This is a genomic window from Glycomyces mayteni, assembly GCF_042428885.1.
GTDB classification, from domain to species: Bacteria; Actinomycetota; Actinomycetes; order Mycobacteriales; family Micromonosporaceae; genus Glycomyces; species Glycomyces mayteni.
Map to the genome: position 1 here is coordinate 383,301 of NZ_JBHMBP010000002.1, position 20,773 is coordinate 404,073.

General features: G+C 67.8%; 16 protein-coding genes. 7 read left to right on the top strand and 9 right to left on the bottom strand.

What is annotated here, in order from left to right:
- Nucleotides 1–2 precede the first annotated feature (2 nt).
- Nucleotides 3–6,362, top strand: a complete 6,360-nt coding sequence (locus ACFFXY_RS08445) for an RHS repeat-associated core domain-containing protein (protein ID WP_382348323.1) — start codon at nucleotides 3–5, stop codon at nucleotides 6,360–6,362.
- Nucleotides 6,363–6,406: 44 nt separating this feature from the next.
- Nucleotides 6,407–7,384: a hypothetical protein gene (locus tag ACFFXY_RS08450; protein ID WP_382348326.1), complete on the top strand. Its 978-nt coding sequence runs from the start codon at nucleotides 6,407–6,409 to the stop codon at nucleotides 7,382–7,384.
- 89 nt (nucleotides 7,385–7,473) lie between these two features.
- Here the strand turns inward: ACFFXY_RS08450 and ACFFXY_RS08455 are convergent, their stop codons facing one another.
- The gene (locus ACFFXY_RS08455; protein ID WP_382348329.1) at nucleotides 7,474–8,028 is read right to left on the bottom strand and encodes a hypothetical protein; all 555 of its coding nucleotides are present in this window, start codon (nucleotides 8,026–8,028) and stop codon (nucleotides 7,474–7,476) included.
- A gap of 97 nt (nucleotides 8,029–8,125) precedes the next feature.
- Here ACFFXY_RS08455 and ACFFXY_RS08460 point away from each other — a divergent pair, with 97 nt between their 5' ends.
- The 5 genes from ACFFXY_RS08460 (at nucleotide 8,126) to ACFFXY_RS08480 (ending at nucleotide 13,336) form a co-directional block, all read left to right on the top strand.
- On the top strand, nucleotides 8,126–8,701 hold the full coding sequence (locus ACFFXY_RS08460; protein ID WP_382348332.1) for a TetR/AcrR family transcriptional regulator: 576 nt from the start codon (nucleotides 8,126–8,128) through the stop codon (nucleotides 8,699–8,701).
- Between the two features lie 91 nt (nucleotides 8,702–8,792).
- Complete coding sequence (locus ACFFXY_RS08465; protein WP_382348335.1) at nucleotides 8,793–10,481, top strand: ABC transporter ATP-binding protein; 1,689 nt, start codon at nucleotides 8,793–8,795, stop codon at nucleotides 10,479–10,481.
- Nucleotides 10,478–12,190 carry an ABC transporter ATP-binding protein gene (locus tag ACFFXY_RS08470; RefSeq protein ID WP_382348338.1) on the top strand — a complete coding sequence of 571 codons (1,713 nt, stop codon included), beginning with the start codon at nucleotides 10,478–10,480 and terminating at the stop codon, nucleotides 12,188–12,190. The genes ACFFXY_RS08465 and ACFFXY_RS08470 overlap by 4 nt, the downstream gene beginning before the upstream one ends.
- Nucleotides 12,191–12,240: 50 nt before the next feature.
- Nucleotides 12,241–12,726 carry a hypothetical protein gene (locus tag ACFFXY_RS08475; protein ID WP_382348341.1) on the top strand — a complete coding sequence of 162 codons (486 nt, stop codon included), beginning with the start codon at nucleotides 12,241–12,243 and terminating at the stop codon, nucleotides 12,724–12,726.
- Nucleotides 12,701–13,336: an RlpA-like double-psi beta-barrel domain-containing protein gene (locus tag ACFFXY_RS08480; RefSeq protein WP_382348344.1), complete on the top strand. Its 636-nt coding sequence runs from the start codon at nucleotides 12,701–12,703 to the stop codon at nucleotides 13,334–13,336. Before ACFFXY_RS08475 ends, ACFFXY_RS08480 begins: the two co-directional genes overlap by 26 nt.
- Before the next feature lie 45 nt (nucleotides 13,337–13,381).
- Here the strand turns inward: ACFFXY_RS08480 and ACFFXY_RS08485 are convergent, their stop codons facing one another.
- The 8 genes from ACFFXY_RS08485 to ACFFXY_RS08520 all read right to left on the bottom strand — a co-directional run bounded on the left by ACFFXY_RS08485 (nucleotide 13,382) and on the right by ACFFXY_RS08520 (nucleotide 20,716).
- Complete coding sequence (locus ACFFXY_RS08485; RefSeq protein WP_382348347.1) at nucleotides 13,382–13,798, bottom strand: hypothetical protein; 417 nt, start codon at nucleotides 13,796–13,798, stop codon at nucleotides 13,382–13,384.
- Between the two features lie 107 nt (nucleotides 13,799–13,905).
- Entirely contained in the window at nucleotides 13,906–14,631 is a 726-nt protein-coding gene (locus ACFFXY_RS08490) for a DedA family protein (protein WP_382348350.1), read from the bottom strand.
- A 100-nt stretch (nucleotides 14,632–14,731) separates the two neighbouring features.
- Nucleotides 14,732–15,589: a phosphogluconate dehydrogenase C-terminal domain-containing protein gene (locus tag ACFFXY_RS08495; RefSeq protein WP_382348353.1), complete on the bottom strand. Its 858-nt coding sequence runs from the start codon at nucleotides 15,587–15,589 to the stop codon at nucleotides 14,732–14,734.
- Nucleotides 15,586–16,380, bottom strand: a complete 795-nt coding sequence (locus ACFFXY_RS08500; protein WP_382348355.1) for a sugar phosphate isomerase/epimerase family protein — start codon at nucleotides 16,378–16,380, stop codon at nucleotides 15,586–15,588. Before ACFFXY_RS08500 ends, ACFFXY_RS08495 begins: the two co-directional genes overlap by 4 nt.
- Nucleotides 16,377–17,147 carry a triose-phosphate isomerase family protein gene (locus ACFFXY_RS08505; RefSeq protein ID WP_382348358.1) on the bottom strand — a complete coding sequence of 257 codons (771 nt, stop codon included), beginning with the start codon at nucleotides 17,145–17,147 and terminating at the stop codon, nucleotides 16,377–16,379. Before ACFFXY_RS08505 ends, ACFFXY_RS08500 begins: the two co-directional genes overlap by 4 nt.
- Nucleotides 17,147–17,632 carry a ribose-5-phosphate isomerase gene (locus ACFFXY_RS08510; RefSeq protein ID WP_382348361.1) on the bottom strand — a complete coding sequence of 162 codons (486 nt, stop codon included), beginning with the start codon at nucleotides 17,630–17,632 and terminating at the stop codon, nucleotides 17,147–17,149. The genes ACFFXY_RS08505 and ACFFXY_RS08510 overlap by 1 nt, the downstream gene beginning before the upstream one ends.
- A complete protein-coding gene (locus ACFFXY_RS08515) occupies nucleotides 17,625–19,349 on the bottom strand; it encodes a dihydroxyacetone kinase family protein (RefSeq protein ID WP_382348364.1) in 1,725 nt (574 codons plus the stop codon). The genes ACFFXY_RS08510 and ACFFXY_RS08515 overlap by 8 nt, the downstream gene beginning before the upstream one ends.
- The gene (locus tag ACFFXY_RS08520; protein WP_382348367.1) at nucleotides 19,346–20,716 is read right to left on the bottom strand and encodes an MFS transporter; all 1,371 of its coding nucleotides are present in this window, start codon (nucleotides 20,714–20,716) and stop codon (nucleotides 19,346–19,348) included. The genes ACFFXY_RS08515 and ACFFXY_RS08520 overlap by 4 nt, the downstream gene beginning before the upstream one ends.
- Nucleotides 20,717–20,773: the final 57 nt, after the last annotated feature.

Here is a 20,773-nt window from a genome sequence, read left to right on the forward strand (position 1 = left end):
CGATGGCGAACGCATTCAACGGGATCGGAGCACTCGGCCGCGGAACCGGCGGCACGCCGCTTTGGATCCAGCAGCGAAATCATGCCTATCGACAATCGCTGGTCGGAACCCTTTGCTGTCTGATGCTCATCATCGCGATGGCCACTTCTGTCGCACCATTGCCGTTTGGAGCAGCGGATCCCGACCTACCGGGGGTCGACGGCCCAGCTGAAGGGCGGGATGGTGAAGTTGAAGCGCGTACTGAGGATTCACTGGCTGCAGATTCGCCAGTGGATGCGGCCTGGCCGGAGGCCGACTCCGTCGAGTTCGATCTCTCGCAAGGGGCCGTCGAGTCCGAAGTAGGCGGCCTTCCAGTCCGGATCGAGACCATGGAAGCAAGCGAATCCGATGCCATCACGCTGTCTTTGCTCCCCGCAGACGTCGCGGTCGCCGCAGGGGTCGACGGTGTGATACTGGCCGTCGCCGGCGCGAAGGGCCCGGTCTCGGTCGAGATCGACTACTCATCGTTCGCGGGACTATACGGCGGCAATTTCGGGGCGCGTCTTCGAGCCTGGGAGCTTTCCGACTGCGCCGCCGGCTCGGAGGAAGATTGCACGGTATCTGCCGGTGCGATGACGTCGTCCAACGACAGTGAGACTTCCACGGTCTCATTTGTTGTGGACCCGAGTTACACCACAACCCAGATCGTCGCCCTTGCTGCTGCGGACGCTTCCGCCGGTGGTGCATTCGGCGCGACGCCGTTGGCACCGTCGTCCTCCTGGACGCAGTCCGGAGCTTCAGGGGCGTTCAACTGGTCCTACCCGATCGAGATCCCCCCGGCCATCGGTGATCTGGTCCCGACCGTCGACATCTCCTACTCATCCCAAGACGTCGACGGTCGGACGGCTACGACGAACAACCAGGGGTCCTGGATCGGTGAGGGGTTCTCATATGAGCCTGGATACATTGAACGCCGATACAGGCCCTGTGAAGACGACGGTCGAGCCAAGGACACCCCCGGATCCGCAGACCTGTGCTGGGCGTGGGACAACGCCACGATCGTTTTGAACGGGGTCGCCGCTGATCTGATCCAAGACGGAGCGACCTGGCGACTGTCCAGCGATACCGGCTCGAAGGTCGAACGCCTGACCGGTGCCATCAACGGTGACAATGACGGGGAGTACTGGAAGGTCACTACCACCGACGGCACTCAGTATTTCTTCGGCCGCCACCGGCTCCCCGGATACGAATCGGGCGACACCGTCTCCGACTCGACTTGGACGGTCCCGGTCTTTGGTGATGATTCTGGCGACGAATGCTACGACTCCACCTTCAAGGACGCTCACTGCGACCAAGCGTGGAGGTGGAATCTCGACTGGGTGGTTGACCCGACCGGCAACGCGATGTCGTACTACTACGCGAAGGAGACCAATTACTACGCTCGTTACGCCGACACCTCGTCAGACGGCGACGCCTATACCCGCGGCGGCTACCTCAAATCGATCCAGTACGGATTGCGGTCGACCGACGCATATTCCGCTGCTCCTGCGAAAGTGAACTTCACTGTAGCCGAGCGCTGTATCGAGTACACGACAGACATCGACTGCTCTCCCTCCGCCATCAACGACGGAACCGCAGTGAACTGGCCGGACGTCCCCTGGGACCGAAACTGTCCGGCGAGTCAGGCGTGCGAGGCTAATCAGATCGCGCCGACCTTCTGGACGCGCAAGTTCCTGACCAAGATCACGACCCAGGTCAACAGCACCACAGGCTACCTCGATGTCGACTCCTGGAAACTCGACCACTCGTTCGTCTCTAACGGTGACACTACGAGGTCCCTTTGGTTGGCTGCGATCACCCGGAGCGGCCACACTGCGTCTCCTTCGATTTCGCTACCCTCGACCGAGCTCCTGCCGGTGCAGTTGGAGAACCGTGTGGATGCGGTCGGCGATGGAGTCTCGGCGCTGATTCGACCTCGTCTCGCCACCGTCTACACCGACCTGGGCGGTCGTGTCGATGTCGCTTACACGCCTACTGATTGCAGTGTGGATGACACGCCCTCGCCTTCCACGAACACGCGACGATGCTTCCCGGTGATTTGGGAACCCGGAACCTCCGACGGCAATATCACCGATTGGTTCCACAAGTACCTCGTCGATGTAGTGACAGTCGGGGACCGTGTCGGCGAATCACCGAACCAGGTCACGGACTACAACTATCTGGGTGGCGCAGCGTGGAGAAAGGCCAAGGCCGACGGCGTCACTCCGACTGACGAGCGGACCTGGAACGACTGGCGCGGGTTCGGAACCGTCTCCGTGGTCGGCGCCCCGAACACCACCCTGGAGACTCGAACTGACCAGACCTACTACCGCGGAATGCATGGGAACTTGGATGCGGACGGGAACCCCAGGACCGTCACGCTCACTGATGTCCTCGGTTACACCCATACGGATTACGACGAGCTCTCCGGTGCACCTCTGAACACGGTCGTCTATAACGGTGCTCAAGTCATCAGAAGATCGGCGACCGATTACTGGCGGCACGTGACCGCCGAGGACGCACATTCTTGGGGAACGCTCACCGCGGCCTTCATCCGTGAGAACACAGTCCGTGTCGAGACCGTTCTGGAGGACGGAACCTGGCTGCGGCAGACAGCTGACACAGATTACGACGCCGCGTATGGGCGAACGACCACTGTCGACGATTTTGGCGGTCCGGGACCAGACGATGACCGCTGCACCCGCTATGAGTACGCCGACAACATCAGCGCTCATATGGTCGAGTATCCGAAGCGCGTCGAAACGGTCGCCGTGAACTGCGCGACCGTACCCGACCGCATGGTCGATGTCATTGCGGACGACCTGACCTTGTACGACGGACTCAGCTACGGCAGCGCCCCGACCGAGGGGTTGGGCACAGCGATCCGCGAGCTCCAGTCGCCTGGTGCGGCCGATCCCTATCTCACCACCGTGACCACCGCCTACGACGACTTCGGACGCATCACCAAGTTGACGGACTCACGCCAGAACTCGACGTCTCTGGTCTATACCGATGTAAACGGCCGCAACACAGGGCAGACGACCACCAACGATCTCGGGCATACGGAGTCGAACACGTTCTCAATCGACCGGAGTCTCGCACTGACCGCAACGGACGCCAATGGCAAGGTCACCGAGATGACCCACGACGCACTGGGTCGGCTCACGGCGATCTGGCTTGACCCGCAGGATCCGGACATCGCAGGAGCGCTGCCGTACCAGAGTTTCACCTACAACGTAGGGGAAGACGCGCCGCCTTCGGTGGTCACCAAGACTCTGACCAACGACTGGACGACTCAACTGACCACGGTTACCATCCTCGACGGCTGGTCGCGTACGCGTCAGATCCAGGCCGAAGGCCCGGACGGAGGGCGTCTGGTCGAGGACACGGTCTACGACGAACTCGGACGTACGACCCAGGTCAATCAGAGCTACTTCGCCGCAGAGGCGCCTTCGACCACACTGCTTGTCGCCGACGATGGCGAGGTCGACATCCAGCGCCTTACGGAATATGACCGCGCCGGGCGGGTCGTCACGTCGATCACCGCCGACGCGGGAACCGAACTCTGGAGGGAGACGTTCGACTACGGAGGGGACCGCACTCACTTCACCCCGGCGGACGGTGGCATCGCCACTACGGCGATCTCGGACGCGCGAGGCCGACTGGTCGAGCAGCGTCAGTATGTCGGCGGCGAGACGACAGGGGCGTATGAGTCGACCAAATTCGAGTACTCCCCGTCAGATCAAGTGGAGAAGGTGACCGATCCCGCGGGAAACATCTGGAGCTTCGGATACAACCAGCGCGGGCAGCTCATTTCCTCGGACGATCCTGATACTGGAACCACTACGCTCACGTACGACACCGTAGGCAACCTTATCTCCACAACGAACCAGGCTGGACGCACGGTGAGCACTGTCTACGACGATCTCAACCGGGTCGTCTCCACCTGGGAAGGCGCAGTCAACACCGGGATTCAGCTCACCAGGCGCGTGTGGGACACCTACTACAAGGGCCAGGAGACTGGATCGGTCTCCTACGGCAACGGCGTCACCACTACCATCCTGTATGGCATGCGCAACTGGGACTACCAGGTCCAGAGCACCAAGTACACAATCAGCGGCGTGAACGCAGGGTCCCTTGCCGGCAACTACACCTTCACGACCACCTACAACCTCGACGGATCGGTACTCAAGGAGGGTTTCCCGGCGATCGCGGGCCTCGCCGCCGACGGCATCACCTACGCCCGCGACGACCTCGGGCGTGTCACCAAGGCATTCGACGCGGCAACGACCTATGCCTCCAACGTGGATTACTTCCCTAACGGACAGATGTCCAGCGCCCGCTATCCTGTCGCGGGCAGCACCGCTGAGCAGACGTTCTCTTATGATGATGCCAATCGGCTCTCACGCAACATCCTGGAAATCGACGATATCGCGGGCACCGTCTCAGATGTCAGATACGACTTCGACGAAGTAGGGAACATCCGGTCGATCATCGACTCCCCGAATTCGGAAGGCGCTGAGCGCCAGGCCCAGTGCTTCACCTATGACTGGCAGCGTCGTCTTTCGGAAGCATGGACGACCGCGGCGGCGGGCAGCGATGCAAGCGCGTGCGCAGGTGGACCGGAGGCCACCGGCGTCGATGGTGCGGTGCCGTATTGGGAAGCATGGGAATTCGACGACTCAGGCAACCGAGAACGAGCTACCCATCGGACGGTCGACGGTTCGATCTACAGCGACGAGGTCTACGCATACGGACTCGACGGCGCGGGACCGCACTCGCTCGGCACCGTCACCGACGCGACCGACAATTCCGAGACCGCCGCATTCGCCTATGACGCCAATGGCAACACCACCTCGATCGAGCGGAACGGGCAGCAGCAGACCCTTACATGGGATCCGACCGGATCACTCACTTCGCTCGCCATCCTTGGCGCCGCCTCCAGCACCGCTCCGGGCAGTGCTGCCGGGACCGGAGGAACCGAAGGGCAGACCGACTATGTCTATGATGCAAACGGCCAGCGGATCCTGGCCAGAGACTCTGCCGGGGCGACGCTTTACCTGCCTTCCACCGAGGTTCGGTACAACGCTAGTGGCGGCACGCTTCTCGCTACCAGGTACCTCGCTCTTCCCGGCGGCGCGACGATCACTAAGACGAGCAACACCAGTGGTCAACTCCAGCTCCCCGACCACCACGGAACCGGCTCTGTCGCGATCGATCGTGACACAGGCGAAATCACCCGCAGGTACCTCGATCCCTTCGGTGTGAAACTGAGCGAGCGGTCCACGACCGATCAGTCCTGGCTCGGCAGCCGTGGATTCGTCAACGGAACGATCGACCCTACGGGACTCACGCATCTCGGTGCTCGAGAATACGATCCTTCTACTGGGCGTTTCATCTCCCGTGACCCGGTCCTTAACTTCGCGGACAACCAACAACTCAACGGATATGCATACAGTCGCAACAATCCCGTGACTTGGACTGACCCGTCTGGTCTGGTCAATTACACGTGGGATCATCATGCGACTACCCTTGTCTCGGCCTGGTTCCTTATGCCGCATGTTCTGGAGAGCGGAGGCGATCTTGAAAACATTCACACAGAGTACGAGGTCCCCGGCGCTTCCAAGAAGACTCCCGGTGGAAAAGGATTTATCGATCTGCTTTGGATTGATGAGACAACCAATACTGTATTTGTCTGGGAAATCAAGAGTGAAGGTGAGGCAAGTGACGGAACGGCCGAGGTGGAAGAATATATCCGTTACTTGGAAAATCTCGATGAATTCGAAGGATATGACTTCGAACTCGGGTTTGAGATTTACAATGGCTCGTCTGTTGTCATTCCGGATGTCGGCAACGGTGAGGGCTCTCTCGTTATTGAGGATTATCAAGACGGATCCGGTGCTGAGACGGGCGTCGTTCAATATGAAAAGGATCGCGGTGACGGAGCATTCCACACTACGCGTCCTTATAAGATCACTCCGCGAGCTGGAATGAGGGATCTTCGTGCGGCGCGTGGCGGTTTGAAGAACGTGACCGTTAATGATGTCTTCCGGACTGGTCAGAACATCGTCCGAGAGGGCTCAAGTGGGAAGGGTTCAAACAGTGTTTCTGGGAAGAGCTCGTCTCGTGGGGGCGGCAAGGGGCAGCGGTCGTCGAGTCCGAGACTCAGCGGGGGCGCTCGCAGTACTGGGCCGGGCAGGAGCACTGGAGCGGTGAGGCCCGGTGGCGGGCGTGGGGGCGGACGCGGAAGTAGTCCAGGTAGGGTCAGCGGAATCAGTGGGGGCGGTATCGGGGGCGGCCGTGGACGCGGTGGTGCTGGGAGTGAGATCTACATGATGTACTGATGAAAATGCTGGTGATAGGTCGATGAGAAGGGGATGATCCGCTGATGAGTTTCGTGCTCAAAATGATGATCGCTGCGTACCTTCCGGATCCCGACGAATATCGGGAGCAGGGGCAATGGTGGTTCTCGGCCGTTGCCGACAAACTCTTCGGTGACGATTTCGGAACCTTCCGTGTTGCGGCGCAGACTGGAATTGCGGGAGGGTATGTTGCGGGCACAAAGCTGAGGATCGGTTCCTACCAGTTTGATGATGGAATCCTCGATGCCTTGGAGATTCCATACTCGGAAGGCTGGATCTCCGACCTGGCGCAAGTGCTCACGCGCCGGGCTGGAGCAGTATCGCTCATGACAGGCCAATTCGCGGGCAATGATCGGATATATGCATGCGATGCGGAAATGACGACGCTTTCAGTCGGGCATGGTGAATTTGCGCGAGATTCCGGTTGGGTCAGTTTCAGTGCGGTGATCATCTCTGAAGTTTCTGATCCAGCTAGGCGGATCGAGATATACGAACATTGGACCGATTTCCTTGCGGTATCCATGCCTCGGCTAGGGGGTGATTACGGCCAGATTGCTCGACATCGAAAATCTCATCAATACTCGGCCCTTGAGACCGAAATCCGTATGCCGAGTACCTCTAAACGCACCAGAGTGCTTGGAGGATACTGTCTTCGCGGATACGAATGGGTGACCGCTTGCGGGCCCGCTGTTGCTCAGCGGCTCGGTGGAGAAAAAGCCCTTCGCGAGTCGGGGGCGTTCGAACGAGTGCAACCTCTCGGCCATGGTGGACTTCTTTTCAGGGCCACTCCGACGATCGAGGATCTCGATGAGCCGACGCTGCGCCGTATTTATCCAGTGCTGGCCCCTGTGCTGATCCCGGGTACCCCTACGGTTCATCCGCGGGCTTCTAAATTCAAGGGCGGGCACATTCCCGTGATCTACGGAGTAGATGCTGCGGACTTCGGCTCATCGGTGCCGCCTGAGCTGGACCCGGACGGCCTTGGAATGGGTGCTGGATATTGACAGCAGGCTCGAGGCCTGAAGCGGAGCTGCTGCCGGAGGGGAGCCGGCCCGAGACGCCGCCTGGCGCCTCGGCCTCCTGGAGCAGCTGCTCAACCGGTGACGGCCTTCGCCTTGCGGTGCAGGCGGATCGCCGAGGCGAGGAAGAACAGGCCGCCGACCGTGGCGTACCCGGCGACGCCGGTCAGGGCCGCGGCGTCGCCGCCGGACATGAGGATGAAGCCGGTGCCGGCGACCGTGGAGATGGCGCCGCTGAGGATCTGGGGCCACTGGCCGCCGAGTCCGCGGCGGCGGATCGCGACGACGAGCTGCACGACTCCGGCGGTGATCGCCCAGACGCCCCACACGCGGAGCACGGCCGGGAGGCCGGAGGCGGCGGCGAAGCCGAGGCCGATCGCGGCGAGGAGGCTCAGGCCCATGTTGAAGTACAGCAGGACGCGGTTCTCGATCGAGGACCGGAAGTCGACGACGGCCGCGGCCACGTCGAACAGCGGGTAGAGGACCAGCAGCGCGGCGCCCAGCGCCCCGATCTCGGCCCCGCTGGCGACGAGGAGCCCGGCCCAGACGGCGGCGAAGGCGAAGCGGACGTAGTACAGGTTGCGCAGCGACGCGGCGTGCTGCGGTCGGGAATCGAGATCGGCGGTCATGGCGTCCTCCTGGTGAGTTGAAGTAGAATGACTAGTCACTCTACTAGAAGGATCATACGCACGGCGCAGCCGGGCGTGCAAGAGGGGAAGGACACGTATGATCGCGACCGTGAAGACCTCGATGCGCGAGCGCCTCATTGAGGCCGCCATGCAGCTGTTCTACGCCTCCGGCCTGCGCGCGGTGAGTGTCGACAAGGTCATCGAGGCCGCATCGACCACCAAGGTCACGTTCTACCGCCACTTCAAGGGCAAGGACGACCTCGTCGTCGCCTACCTGGAGCGCCGCGCCGCCATCGAGCGCGAGGGCATCGGCGCGGCCGTCGCCCACGGCGGCGGCGACCCCCAGGCCGTCATGCGCCTCATCTCCGAGGCCCTCGCCGTCATCACCTGCGAGCCCGGCTTCCGCGGCTGCCCCTTCATCAACGCCGCCGCCGAGTACCCCGACCCCGACAGCAGCGTCCGCAAGGCCGTCGCCGAGCACCGCCGCTGGTGCAAGGACGCCTTCGCCGACCTCGTCGCCCCCCTCACCCCCGACCCCGCCGCCGCGGCCGACGACCTCATGCTCCTGCGCGACGGCGCCATGGTCGCCGGCTACCTCGACGCCCCCGAAGCCGTGGCCGCCTCCTTCCTCCGCACCGCCACCGCCGTCCTCGACGGCCTCAAGCGGGATTGACCCCGGCCGGGGAACGTGGGCGGGGACACCTTGTGTCCTGAGTTAGGTTTGCCTAATATTCCGGTGAAGCCCGACACCCAGACAGGAACCCATGCCGCTCCCCGTGCTGCTCCAGGCCCCTCCCGAGCCGATCCCGGTGCGGCCCATCCGCATCGACGCCAAGACCACGCCCAGGCAGTTGACGCTGCGGGCCATCGCGGCCGCGCCGCGGCAGATGGTGCCCGCCGCGATGCTGCTCGTCATGCACCAGGTCGGCGAGTCGCTCGTCCCGGTCATCATGGGCTTCGCGATCGACCAGGCCGTGGCCACCGGCGACTACGTCAGGCTCGCGCTGTGCGTGCTCCTCCTCGGCGCCGACTTCGCGCTCCTGAGCTACAGCTACCGGTTCGGGTCCCGCTTCGGCCTCCTCGGCATCGAGGCCGTGCAGCACCGGCTGCGGACCCTCGTCGCCGACCGGCTCCTGGACCCCAAGGGCGTCAAGGGCCGCGCCGGGCTGCCCGGCGTCTCGCTGTCCATCGCAGCCTCCGACGTCAACAACCTCGCACGCGCCGTCTCGATCGCCGCCTGGCCCGTCGGGGAGCTCGCCGCCGTCCTGCTCACCGGCACCGTGCTCATGGTCCTGTCCTGGGAGCTCGGGCTCATCGTCCTCATCGGCGTCCCCCTGCTGCTCCTCATCATGGACCGCGCGGGCGGCCCCCTGCGCCGCCGCAGCCACGACCAGTCCGCGCTCGCCGCCGAAGCCTCCGGGAAGGCCGCCGACCTCCTCGCCGGGTACCGCGTCCTCTCCGGCCTCGGCGCCCAGGGCGCCGCCGCCGACCGGTACCGCAAGGCCAGCCGCGACGCCCTCGACGGGAGCCTCCACGCCGCTGGCGCGCAAGGCGTCTACACCGGCTCGATGAACCTCGCCTCCGGCCTGTTCGTCGCCGGGCTTGCGCTCGTCGCCGGGCTCCGCGCCCTCAACGGCGACCTCACCGTCGGCCAGCTCATCACCGTCGTCGGCCTCACCCAGTTCATCATCGGCCCCCTCTCGGGCCTCGCCACGAACGCCGGGGCGATCTGGGCCGCCGCCCTCGCCTCCGCCGAGCGCGTGCTCTCCATCCTCCAACTGCCCCACCACGACGCGACCCACGGCGACGCCCGCCCCGACCAGGGCGACGGCAAGCTCAGCCTCACCGGCGTGCGCACCGAGCACCTCGACGGCGTCGACCTCGACATCGCCCCCGGCGAATGCGTCGGCCTGCGCGCGACCCCCGCTGCCGCCGCCGACCTCGCCGCGCTCCTCTCCGGCGGCACCCGGCCCGAAGCCGGGACCGTCGCCTGGCAGGGCCGCCCCTTCGCCGAGTACGACCTCGAAGCGCTCCGCGCCGCCGTCCTCGTCGTCCCGCACCACGCCGCCCTCTTCGACGGCACCATCCTGGAGAACGTCAGCCTGCTCACCGCCGACCGCGAGACCGTGGACGCCGCCCTCGACGCCGCCGACTGCGCCGAGATCATCGACGCCGCCCCCGCCGGACTCGACACCGAGGTCGGCGAGGAGGGCCTGCGCCTCTCCGGCGGCCAGCGCCAGCGCATCGCCCTCGCCCGCGCGCTCGCGCAGCGCCCGCCGCTCCTGGTCCTCCACGACCCGACCACCGCCGTCGACTCGGTCACCGAGTCGCGCATCGCCGAGCGCCTCCGCGCCGCCCGCGGGACCCGCTCCACGCTCCTGGTCACCGACGCGCCCGCGCTCCTCGCCGTATGCGACCGCGTGGTCGACCTGAACGGGAAGGCCGCCGCATGAGCGACGACACCCGCGAGACCCTGCCGCTCGCCTCTGCCGCGCAGGTCCGCTCCGAAGTCCGCCTCGCCCTCAAGGGCGGCGCGTGGAAAGTCGTCGGCGTCGTCACCCTCCTCACGCTGGGCGCCGCCGCCGGACTCGCCACCCCCTGGGCCCTCGGCGCGCTCGTCGACGCCGTCGCCGAGGACCAAGGCGCCCAAGCCATCTGGCTCCTCGCCGGGGCCATCGCCGCCGGCGCCCTCTTCGCCGCGCTCTTCGACGGCCTCGGCCAGGTCGGCGCCACCCGCCTCGTGGAGCGCGTCCTCGCCTCCACCCGCGAGCGCATGGTCGCCCGCGGCCTCGCCCTCCCGCGTGCCGCCCTCGAACGCGCGGGCGCGGGCGACCTCGTCTCCCGCGCCGGAGACGACGTCGCCGTCATCGCCGAGGCCGCGCCGATGGTCGTCCCGGCCGTCACCGGCTCGGCGTTCACCATCGCCACCACCGTCGTCGGCATCGCCGTCCTCGACTGGCGCTTCGCCGCCGCGGCCCTCGTCCTCGTCATCCCCGTCTACGTGGTCACGCTGCGCTGGCACCGCCGCAACGCGCCGAAGATCTACGAGGCCGAGCGCGCCGCGATGGCGACCCGCGCGCAGCACCTCCTCGCCTCGCTGCGCGGCATCGAGACCGTCCACGCGTTCAACCTGTCGGGGACGCACGGCAAGCGGATCCTCCTCGCCTCCTGGGCGGTGAGCATCTGGGCGGTGCGCGCCCGCACCGTCATCAACGGGTTCTTCGCGCGCATCAACCTCGCCGAGTTCCTCGGCATGAGCTCGATCCTCGTCGTCGGCTTCCTGCTGGTGCGCGAGGGCCACGGGACCGTGGGCGCCGCGACGACCGCGATGCTGTTCTTCCTGCGCCTCTTCGGGCCTATCAACGAACTCATGTTCGTGGTGGACGAACTCCAGTCCGCGCTCGCCTCGATGCGCCGCATCGTCGGCGTCATCCACGCCGACGAGTTCACCGCCGCCGAGCGCGCCGAACCGGGCGACGCCGCGGCCGACGCCGCCGACATCCGCTTCGAGTACCTCCCGGGCCACCCGGTCCTCGACGGCGTCTCGCTGCGCATCGGCGCCACCGAGACCGTCGCGCTCGTCGGCTCTTCGGGCGCGGGCAAGTCGACGCTCGCGGCGATCGTCGCGGGCGTCCTCGACCCCGGCGCGGGGACCGTCAAGGGCACGGCCGCCCTGGTCACCCAGGAGGTCCACGTCTTCGACGGCACCTTGCGCGAGAACCTGGACCTGGTCCGCCCGGGCGCGAGCGACGAGGAGCTGATCGCCGTCCTGGAGCGCGTCGGCGCCGACTCGCTGCTGGGCCTGCCCGAGGGCCTCGACACCGGCGTCGGCGACCGCGGCACGGAGCTCACCCCGGCGCAGGCGCAGTCGCTCGCCTTGGCGCGCATCGTGCTCCTGGACCCGCCGCTCGCGGTCCTGGACGAGGCGACCTCCGAGGCCGGGAGCGCCGACTCGGCCGCGCTCGACCACGCCTCGTCGGCGGCCCTCGACGGCCGCGCCGGGCTCCTCGTTGCCCACCGCCTCGACCAGGCCTCGCGCGCCGACCGGATCGTCGTCATGGAGCACGGCCGCATCGTCGAGGAGGGCACCCACGACGCCCTCGCCGCCGCCGACGGCCCGTACGCCCGCGCCTGGAGCCTCTGGACCCGGGGCCGCTCCTGACCCGCCCCACCTAAAACTGAACGCGTTCAGTTCTCGGATATGATCGGCCCATGCGACACCACCCTGGGCCGCGGGCCCTGCGAGCACCGGCCGCCGTCGCGGCCGGACTCCTCGCGCTGTCCGCCTGCACCGCCGTCACGGAGTTCAACGCCTACCCCGGCGGCCGCAAGGACCGCGACGACCTCACCGGCACCTGGGAGAACGCCGCGGGCCAGACCGTCGAGTTCACCGACGCCCTCGAATTCACCATCACCGGCGACGCCTTCGGCCCCGGTGGGGGCCAGGCGATCCCCGGCAGCGAGGCCGACGGCGAGTGGGAGCTCTGCTACGACCTCGAAGAGCTGGAGGCCAAGGAGACCGGCGACCCGACCGGCCCCGGCGAGTGCACGATCAACTCGACCGGCAACTGGCTCAGCATGAACGCGCCCGACGCCTGGCAGGGCTACCTTGTCGTCGTCCTCGATACTGAAGTGCGCCTGCACTTCTACACCCCCGGCGAGGGACGAGACGATGACGACTACTTCACCCGGACCTAGCGGCCGCACCGCGGCGCGCTGGCTGCCGCTCCTGCTTCCCGCGCTGGCCCTCACCGCCTGCACCGCGGAGGAGCCCGAGGCGGGCTGGGAGGCGACGGTCTACTACACGGCCGTCGAGTCCTTCCACGACGGCGCACCGGTCGAGGTCACCGGCTGCCCGGTCCTCGAATGCGAGGACGGCGACGACCTGCTGGGCGCTTACCCGGAGGACTTCGTCCAGGCCGTCGAGGACGAGGGCACCGGCCGCATCACCAGCGGCGACCGTGCGGGGGAGTACCTGAACTGGTCCTACGACACCGGCTACTGGCTCGACACCGAGCCACGCAACTCCCACGGGGATCCGCTGCGGCCCTTCGTCTCCGCCGCTGCCGACCCCGAGGTGCTCCCCGAGGGGACGACCCTGCGCATCACCGACTGCGGCGACGCCGAGGACGTCGAGGCGGCGGTGTGCGAGGCGATCCAGGACGCCGAATGGACCATCGAAGACGAGTTCACCCCCGGCCTCGGCGGCGACCGCCACATCGACCTCTACCTGGGCGAGGAGACCGGCCCCGACTTCACCGAATCCCCCTGGTACACCACTCTCACCAATGCCCGCATCGAGACATGACCGCAGGGGCCGAGCGACGCGCTCGACCCCTGAACGGCATCGGTCCTAGCACTCACCGCCCCAGTAGTCCGCGTAGAGCTTCTCGGACTTGTAGGAACGGAAGCCGTACCACTCGCCGGAGCTCGCGGTGCTGTCGGTGTTGTAGTGCAGGCAGTACTCGTTGCCGCTTCCGGACCACTTGAAGTAGTAGTGGTCCGCGCCCGCGTCGGCGACCCCGTTGTTGAACACGTAGTACCAGGTGTCGGCACTCAAGGTGATGTCGGGAAGGGTGCCCTTGCTGCGCGCGACGATGTTGCCGGCGGCGAAGGACCCCTTGTAGACGCAGACTTCCTCCGGGTTGCAGCCCGCCACAGTGGACCAGCCCGCCTGGGCCGGGCTGGCGGTCGCCAGCATGATCGCGCTGAAGGCGGCCGCCAGCACCGCTGCGATGACCGCGCGGGAGCGCGTCAGTGTTCGGTTCATGTTTCCTCCGAGATCGTGCTTCGTGTGGTCCGAGCATCTCGGTGACCTGCACAGATCCCGCACGGATTCCGCATCGACGCTTCCGTGCACCTGGGGCTGTGAGCGGGCTAGCGCCGCGGGTCGCGGTCGGGGCGCACGGCCCTGAACTGGACCGTGTCGTCCTGGCCGGGGCGGAAGGGCGGGCGGGGGAGGGGGAGGATCATCGTGGCGTCGGCGGCCAGGGCGGGTTTGGCGCGGCGGGCGCGTATGGCCTCGACGGCCATGGGGACCACGGAGACGAGCACGATGAGGATGAAGATCGACTCGATGTGCTCGCCGATCGCCGGGATGTTCCCCAGCGCCGCGCCGAGGAGGATGATCCCGGCCGCCCACAGCATGCCGCCGATCGTGGAGTGCAGGAAGAACTTGCGGGCGTCCATGCGGCCGATCCCGGCGATCCAGGTGATGAAGGTCCGTACGAACGGCACGAAACGGGCGAGGATGATCGCCTTCGGGCCGTGCTTCTCCAGGAACGCGTGGGTCTTCTCCACGTGCTCGCGCTTGAAGAACCGCGAATCCCTGCGCCGGAACAGCGCCGGGCCCGCCTTGAAGCCGATGAAGTACCCCACGACGTTCCCTGCCACGGCCGCCGCGGTCGCCAGCACGCACACCAGCCACAGCGGCGCGCCGATCGACCCCTGCGTCACGAACAGGCCCGCGGTGAACAGCAGCGAGTCGCCCGGCAGCACCGGGAAAATGGAGCTCTCGGCGAAGATGACCAGACACAGGCCGACCACGACGTACGGCCCGAAGGCGGTGAGCAGGTGTTCGGGATCGAGCCAGGCGGGAAGCATGCGCGCCATGCTACCGACCCGAACCCCGAACGGCCGGGGGCGAAAGGCCCCGGAGTGCCGCACACGTCTTGACCTGGCGTTCCGGGGCCTTTCGGGTCTGTTAGCGCTCGATCTTGTCGAGGTGGAGCATGCGGGCGAGGTTCTTGTCGAGTTCGTCGTCTTGGAAGATCTTCTTCCAGTCGGGCTTGACGATGGATTCGCGGCCGTAGTCCATGGCGATGAGGCACGCCTCGCTGAACGGGTTGTCGCCGCGGAGGCCGTTGGCGAGGGCGACCTGGGTGTGGCCCAGGAGGATCGAGCGGGCCGCGGCCTCGGGGACGCCCATCGTGTTGACGGCCTCGTCCAGGGACTCCTTGAGGAGCGCGCCGACCATGCACGCGATGGTCTCCACGAGGGTCGGCTCCAACTGCGCGAGCTGCTTCACCGTGACCCAGTGCACGTCGATCACCGGGGCGTAGATCGCGCGGACCGTGGCCTCCACGACCGCCTTGGCGGCCGGGTCGTCGGACTCGACGGCGGCGATGGCGTCCTGGGGGGCCGCGATGCCGCCGAAGGTGTCCGCGTACTCCTCGGGCGTGGTGCGCTGCAAGAAGATCGACGGGTGGCACGGGTGCGCCACGGCCTGCACGACGTCCTCGCGCTTGGCCAGCAGCCCCGCGTAGGCGGCGGCCGGGTCCAGGGTCAGCGCGATCGCGCCAGCCTTCATCTGCGGCACCGCCTCGGCCGTCACCGCCCCGAGTGCCAGGTCCGGGACCGCGAAGACCACGATGTCGGCGTCGGCCACGGCCGCGGCGAGGTCGGTCAGCTCGCGGCCCGCGTCGGTCGTGCGCTGGCGACCGGCGGGGGAGTTCTCCACGTAGGCGACGGTGTGCGCGGTCTTCACCAGGTTGTTGGAGACGCGCATGCCCATCTTGCCGCCCGCCCCGATCACGGCGATGTTGTAGGTCTCGGTGCTCATCGGATGCTCCTCAAATAGTCCACTGTGGTTCGTGTCCAGGCCTGCTCGGCGCGGACGGTCGCTTCGGCGCCGCCCTGCCACGACAGCCAGTGCTCGACGATCTCGTTGACGCCGCGCTCGCGCGGGCGCACCTCCCGCAGCAGGTGCGGGTAGTCGTGCAGGCCGGTCCCCATCGCCGCGCCCGAGTAGGTGAACCCCACCCAGCCGTCCTGCCTGGCGAACGCGAAGTCCTTGACGTGCACGTTGACCGTGACCGGGGCAGCGAGTTCCACTACTTCCCGGGGGTGTTCGAGCCGAGCTACGACGTTCGCCGGGTCCAGGCAGACGCCTATGTTCGGGCTCCCGGCGGCCGACACCAGCTCAACCAGCTTCTCCGTTGCGACCTGCTCGTACGTTTCGAGCGCGAGCGTCACGCCCGCGGCCTCGTATGCCGGGAGCGACTCGGTCAGCCATGCGAGGGCTTGGGGGAGGGTCGGAGACGAGTCCGGGCCGGTGACCATGCTCCGCAACAGCTTCGCGTCGAAGATCTCGGCGACGGCCAGGAAGCGGGACAGGCGCTCGGGCTCGATGCCCTTGGTGCCCAGCTCGATCCGGAGGCCCAAGCCGCGGGCTTCCGCCGCGGCCTCCCGCAGCTCGCGGTCGCTCATCGTCTCCAGCGGCGCGTAATCGCAGATCTGGAACAGCGACACGTCCAGCTCCCGAGTCGCCTCGAAGGCGTCCACTAGCGAGAGCGGGCGCTCCATCCGGTCGGAGTGCTGCCAGAAGAAGGCGTACGTGCCCAGGCCGATCATGACGCCACACGGCTTTCGGCCAGAGCCGTCGCTTCGTCGAGCACCGCGACCAGGTTCTCCGGGTCGTGCGCGAAGCGGCCCAGGAACAGGCCGTCGACCGACCGCCCCAGGGCCGTCAGCAGGCCGGGGCCCGCGGAGCCGCCGTAGATGACGGTCGAGCCCGCGCGGTCGGGCGCGATGTCGAGGGCAGTACGCAGAGCCGAAGTGACCGCGCCGATGTGCTCCACCGGGGCGGGCTCGGCCGCGCCGATCGCCCACACCGGCTCGTACGCCACCACGACCGGACCGGCCGGTGCGCCCGACAGGCTGCGGCGCAGCTGCGCGATCGTGGCCGCCGCGGCAGCCTTGGGGCCCAAGTGCTCCGACTCGCCGACGCACACCAGCGGGGTCACGCCGGAGCGCAGCGAGGCGGCGGCCTTGGCCGCCACGGCGTCGTCGGTCTCGCCGAAGAGGCGGCGGCGCTCGGCGTGGCCGATCTCCGCGATCGACACGCCGACCTCCGCGAGCTCGGCGGCGCTCACCTCGCCGGTGAACGGGCCCGAGTCCGCGACCGCCACGTCCTGCGCGCCGATGCGGACCGGCATGTGCGCGAACGCCTCCCGGGCCGGGAGGATCTGGAGGTAGGTCGGGATCACGAACAGCTCGACCGCGCCCGAGGCCAGGCCCGGGTGCGCGCGCACGCGGTCGGCGACGCGCCCGAACCAGTCCTTCGCGGCGGCGTGCCCGAAGTACATCTTCAGGCTCACCCCGACCACCACCGGCGCCATCAGCAGGACCCGGTCGTCTCGAACTCGCCGATGACTGCGACCTTCTCGGCCGAGGCGCTCTGCGGGTCGAAGCGGTAGTCCAGCCACTCGCGGACCAGGCGGCGCGCGAGTTCGACGCCGATGACGCGCTGGCCCATGGTGAGGACCTGGGCGTCGTTGGAGAGCACGCTGCGTTCGACGGAGAAGCTGTCGTGGGCCGTGGCGGCGCGGATGCCGGGGACCTTGTTGGCGGCGATGGCGACGCCGAGGCCGGTGCCGCAGATGAGGAGGGCCCGGTCGGCCTCGCCGTCTGCGACGCGCTGGGCGGCCTCGATGGCGACCTTCGGGTACGGGGTGTGGCCCTCGGCGTCCACGCCGACATCCACTACGGACGCCACTCCGGCGTGGCCTTCGAGGTCCCGCTTGAGGATCTCCTTGTAGTCGAAGCCGGCGTCGTCGCTGCCGACGACGATCCGCAGCGGTGCGGGGCGCAGGGGCTCAGGCATGGTCGTTCCTTCCTTCGAGCAGTTCGCCGATCGCGGTGGCGATCAAGGCGAGGGAGTGGGCGCCCGGGTCGGGGGTGCCGAGGCTCTTCTCGGCGTGCGGGCGGGCGCGGCCCATGCGGGGCAGCAGGTCCGCGGTGGCCTTGGCGGCGCGGGCCGCGTCCTCGGCGGCGGCCTTCCAGGCGGTGGGGAGGTCGGCTCCGGCGTCCGCGTTGCGTTGCAGCGCTTCGGCGAACGGCACGAGCGCGTCGACCAGGGTCTTGTCACCGACCTCGGCCTTGCCGTAGTCCATGACGCCCTTGGCGCCGTCGGCGACTCCGGCCGTGAGGTCGGCGAGCGTCGGCTTCCCGTTGTCGCCCAGCCGGTTCGCGACACTGGAGAGGATCACGCCCCATAGCGCCCCGGAGGTGCCCCCGGCCTTGTCGGCCCAGGCCGCGGCGGCGCGGGCCAGGGTGGTGCCCGCGCCCGCGTCCACTGCGGTCCCGGCGGTGAGGGCGGCTTTCGCGCCGCGCTGCATGCCGATCCCGTGGTCGCCGTCCCCTGCGACGGCGTCGATGCGGCCGAGTTCGTCCACATTGGCGTCGATGGTGGCCGCGATGACTCCCAGGGCGGCGCGGACGACGCCCGCGGCCTCACGGGACGCCTCGTCGGCTTCGGGGACGGCGTCCGCGTCGGCGGCGGCGTTCCCCTTGGCGGCCTTGAGCTGCGCCGGGTTCACGGACCCGCGGCGGTACGCCGGGGCGTCCACCGGGGTCTCCCACAGCGCTTCGAGCTCCTGATCGAGCCAGAACAGCGTGAGCGAGGTCCCGGCCATGTCGAAGCTCGTGCAGTACTCGCCCACGTGCGGGTCCACGATGACGATCCCCGCGGCTTCGAGGAGCTGCGCGACCCGCCGGTAGACGACGAACAGCTCCTCGTACTTGAGCGACCCGAGCCCGTTGAGGATCGGCACGACCCGCGCGCCCGCGGCGGCGGTCCCGTCGGGGACCTCCTCCAGCAGCTTCGCGACGAGCAGCTCCGCGAGGCCGTCGGCGGTGGGGACGTCGGTCTCGCCGATCCCCGGCTCGCCGTGGATGCCGAGCCCGATCGCCATGCGGCCCTCGGGGACCGAGAACAGCGGCTCGTCGGCGCCCGGGAGCGTGCACCCGGAGAACGCGACGCCGAACGAGCGCGTGCGCTCGTTGGCGAGGCGCGCGAGGCGCTCGACCCCGTCGAGGTCGTGCCCGGCCTCGGCCGCGGCGGCGGCGATGCGGAAGACCGCGAGGTCCCCGGCGATGCCGCGCCGCTTGTGGCGCTCTTCCAAAGCGGCGCTGGAGACGTCGTCGGTGACGGCGACCGTCGCGCACGGGACGCCCTCGGCGCGCAGGTGCTCCTGGGCCGCGTCGAAGTTGAGCACGTCCCCGGCGTAGTTCCCGTACGCGAACAGCACGCCGCCGCCGTTGTCGGCGGCCTTCGCGACCGCCTGGATCTGCTGCGCGGAAGGCGAGGCGAACAGGTTGCCCATGGCCGCGCCGTGCGCGAGGCCCTGGCCGACGAGCCCGCCGAACGCCGGGTAGTGCCCGGACCCGCCGCCGACCACCACGGCCACCTGGCCGCGGGGGGACTCGGTGGCGCGGACGACGCCGCCGGTCACGCGCTGCACGTGGCGTCCGTTCGCGGCCGCGAAGCCGTCGGTCATCTCGTCGGCGAAGTCGGCGGGGTCGTTCCAGATCCGGGTCATCGCGCGCCCGCCTCCTCAAGGTCCGGGGCCGCGCTGCGCTTGTCGCGGCGCGCGAGCGCCACCATGAGCACCGCGGACAGGAGCATGAACCCGCCCACGACGGCCATCGCGACCTCGTACCCGCCGGTCCAGTCGTGGACGGCGCCGGTGATGTACGGGGCGCTGAACCCGGCGAGGTTGCCCACGGTGTTGATGAGCGCGACGCCCGCCGCGGCGGCGGCGCCGGTCAGGAAGCGGGTCGGGAGCGTCCAGAAGTTCGGGAGCGCCGCGAAGATCGCGCAGGCCGTCACGGTGATGACCGCGATGGTCGCCGCGGGCGAGTCCACGAGCAGCGCGAGCGGGATCGAGACCGCGCCGAGGACGGCCGGGACGGCGATGTGCCAGGTCTTGAGGCCGCGCTTGGAGGCGTCCTTGGACCAGAAGTACATGGCGACGGCCGCGGGCAGGTACGGGATCGCGGTGATGAGGCCCTTCTCGAACACGTCGAACTCGGTGCCGGCCGCGGCCTGGAAGCCGTCGATGATCGTGGGCAGGAAGAACGCGAGCGCGTACAGCCCGTAGATGAAGCCGAAGTAGATGAAGGACAGCGTCCAGACGCGGCCGCTCTTGAAGGCGTGCTTGACGGACGGGTGCTCGCCGTGCGCCTCGGTGGTCTCGCGCTCGGCTTCGAGGGCGCCGGTGAGCCAGGTCTGCTCCTCGGGGGTGAGCCACTTGGCGTCGGCGGGCTTGTCCTTCAGGTAGAACCAGGCGATGAGGCCGACGACGATCGCCGGGACCGCGACGCCCATGAACATGAAGCGCCAGCCTTCGAGGCCGAAGAACACGCCGTGCTGCTGGATGAGGGCGCCGGCCAGGGGCGCGCCGATCACCGTCGTCAGGGGCTGGGCCAGGTAGAACAGCATGAGGATGCGGCCGCGGTACTGCGAGGGCACCCACAGGCTCAAGAACAGGATCGCGCCGGGGAAGAACCCGGCCTCGGCGACGCCGAGGAGGAAGCGGAGGGCCACGAGCTGCTCGAAGTTCTGCACCCACGTGAACAGGAGCGCGACGACGCCCCAGCTCACCATGATGCGGGCGAGCCAGCGGCGGGCGCCGAACTTGTGGAGCGCCAGGTTGGAGGGCACTTCCAGCAGGATGTAGCCGATGAAGAACACGCCGGACGCGAAGCCGAACTGGGCGGCGGAGAGCGCCAGGTCCCCGTTCATGCCGTTGGGCGCGGCGAACCCGATCGCGGTGCGGTCGAGGTAGTTGATGAAGAACATCAAGGCGACGAACGGCACGAGGCGGATCGAGACCTTGCGGATGGCGCTGCGGGCTACGGGCGGCGCTTCGGGGGCTGCGGACCGGTTCACGGTGTCTCCTGACATCGGCTCTGATGGCAACGGGGGCGTCTCCCATATTGGCTAACCGGTTGACCAATTGCA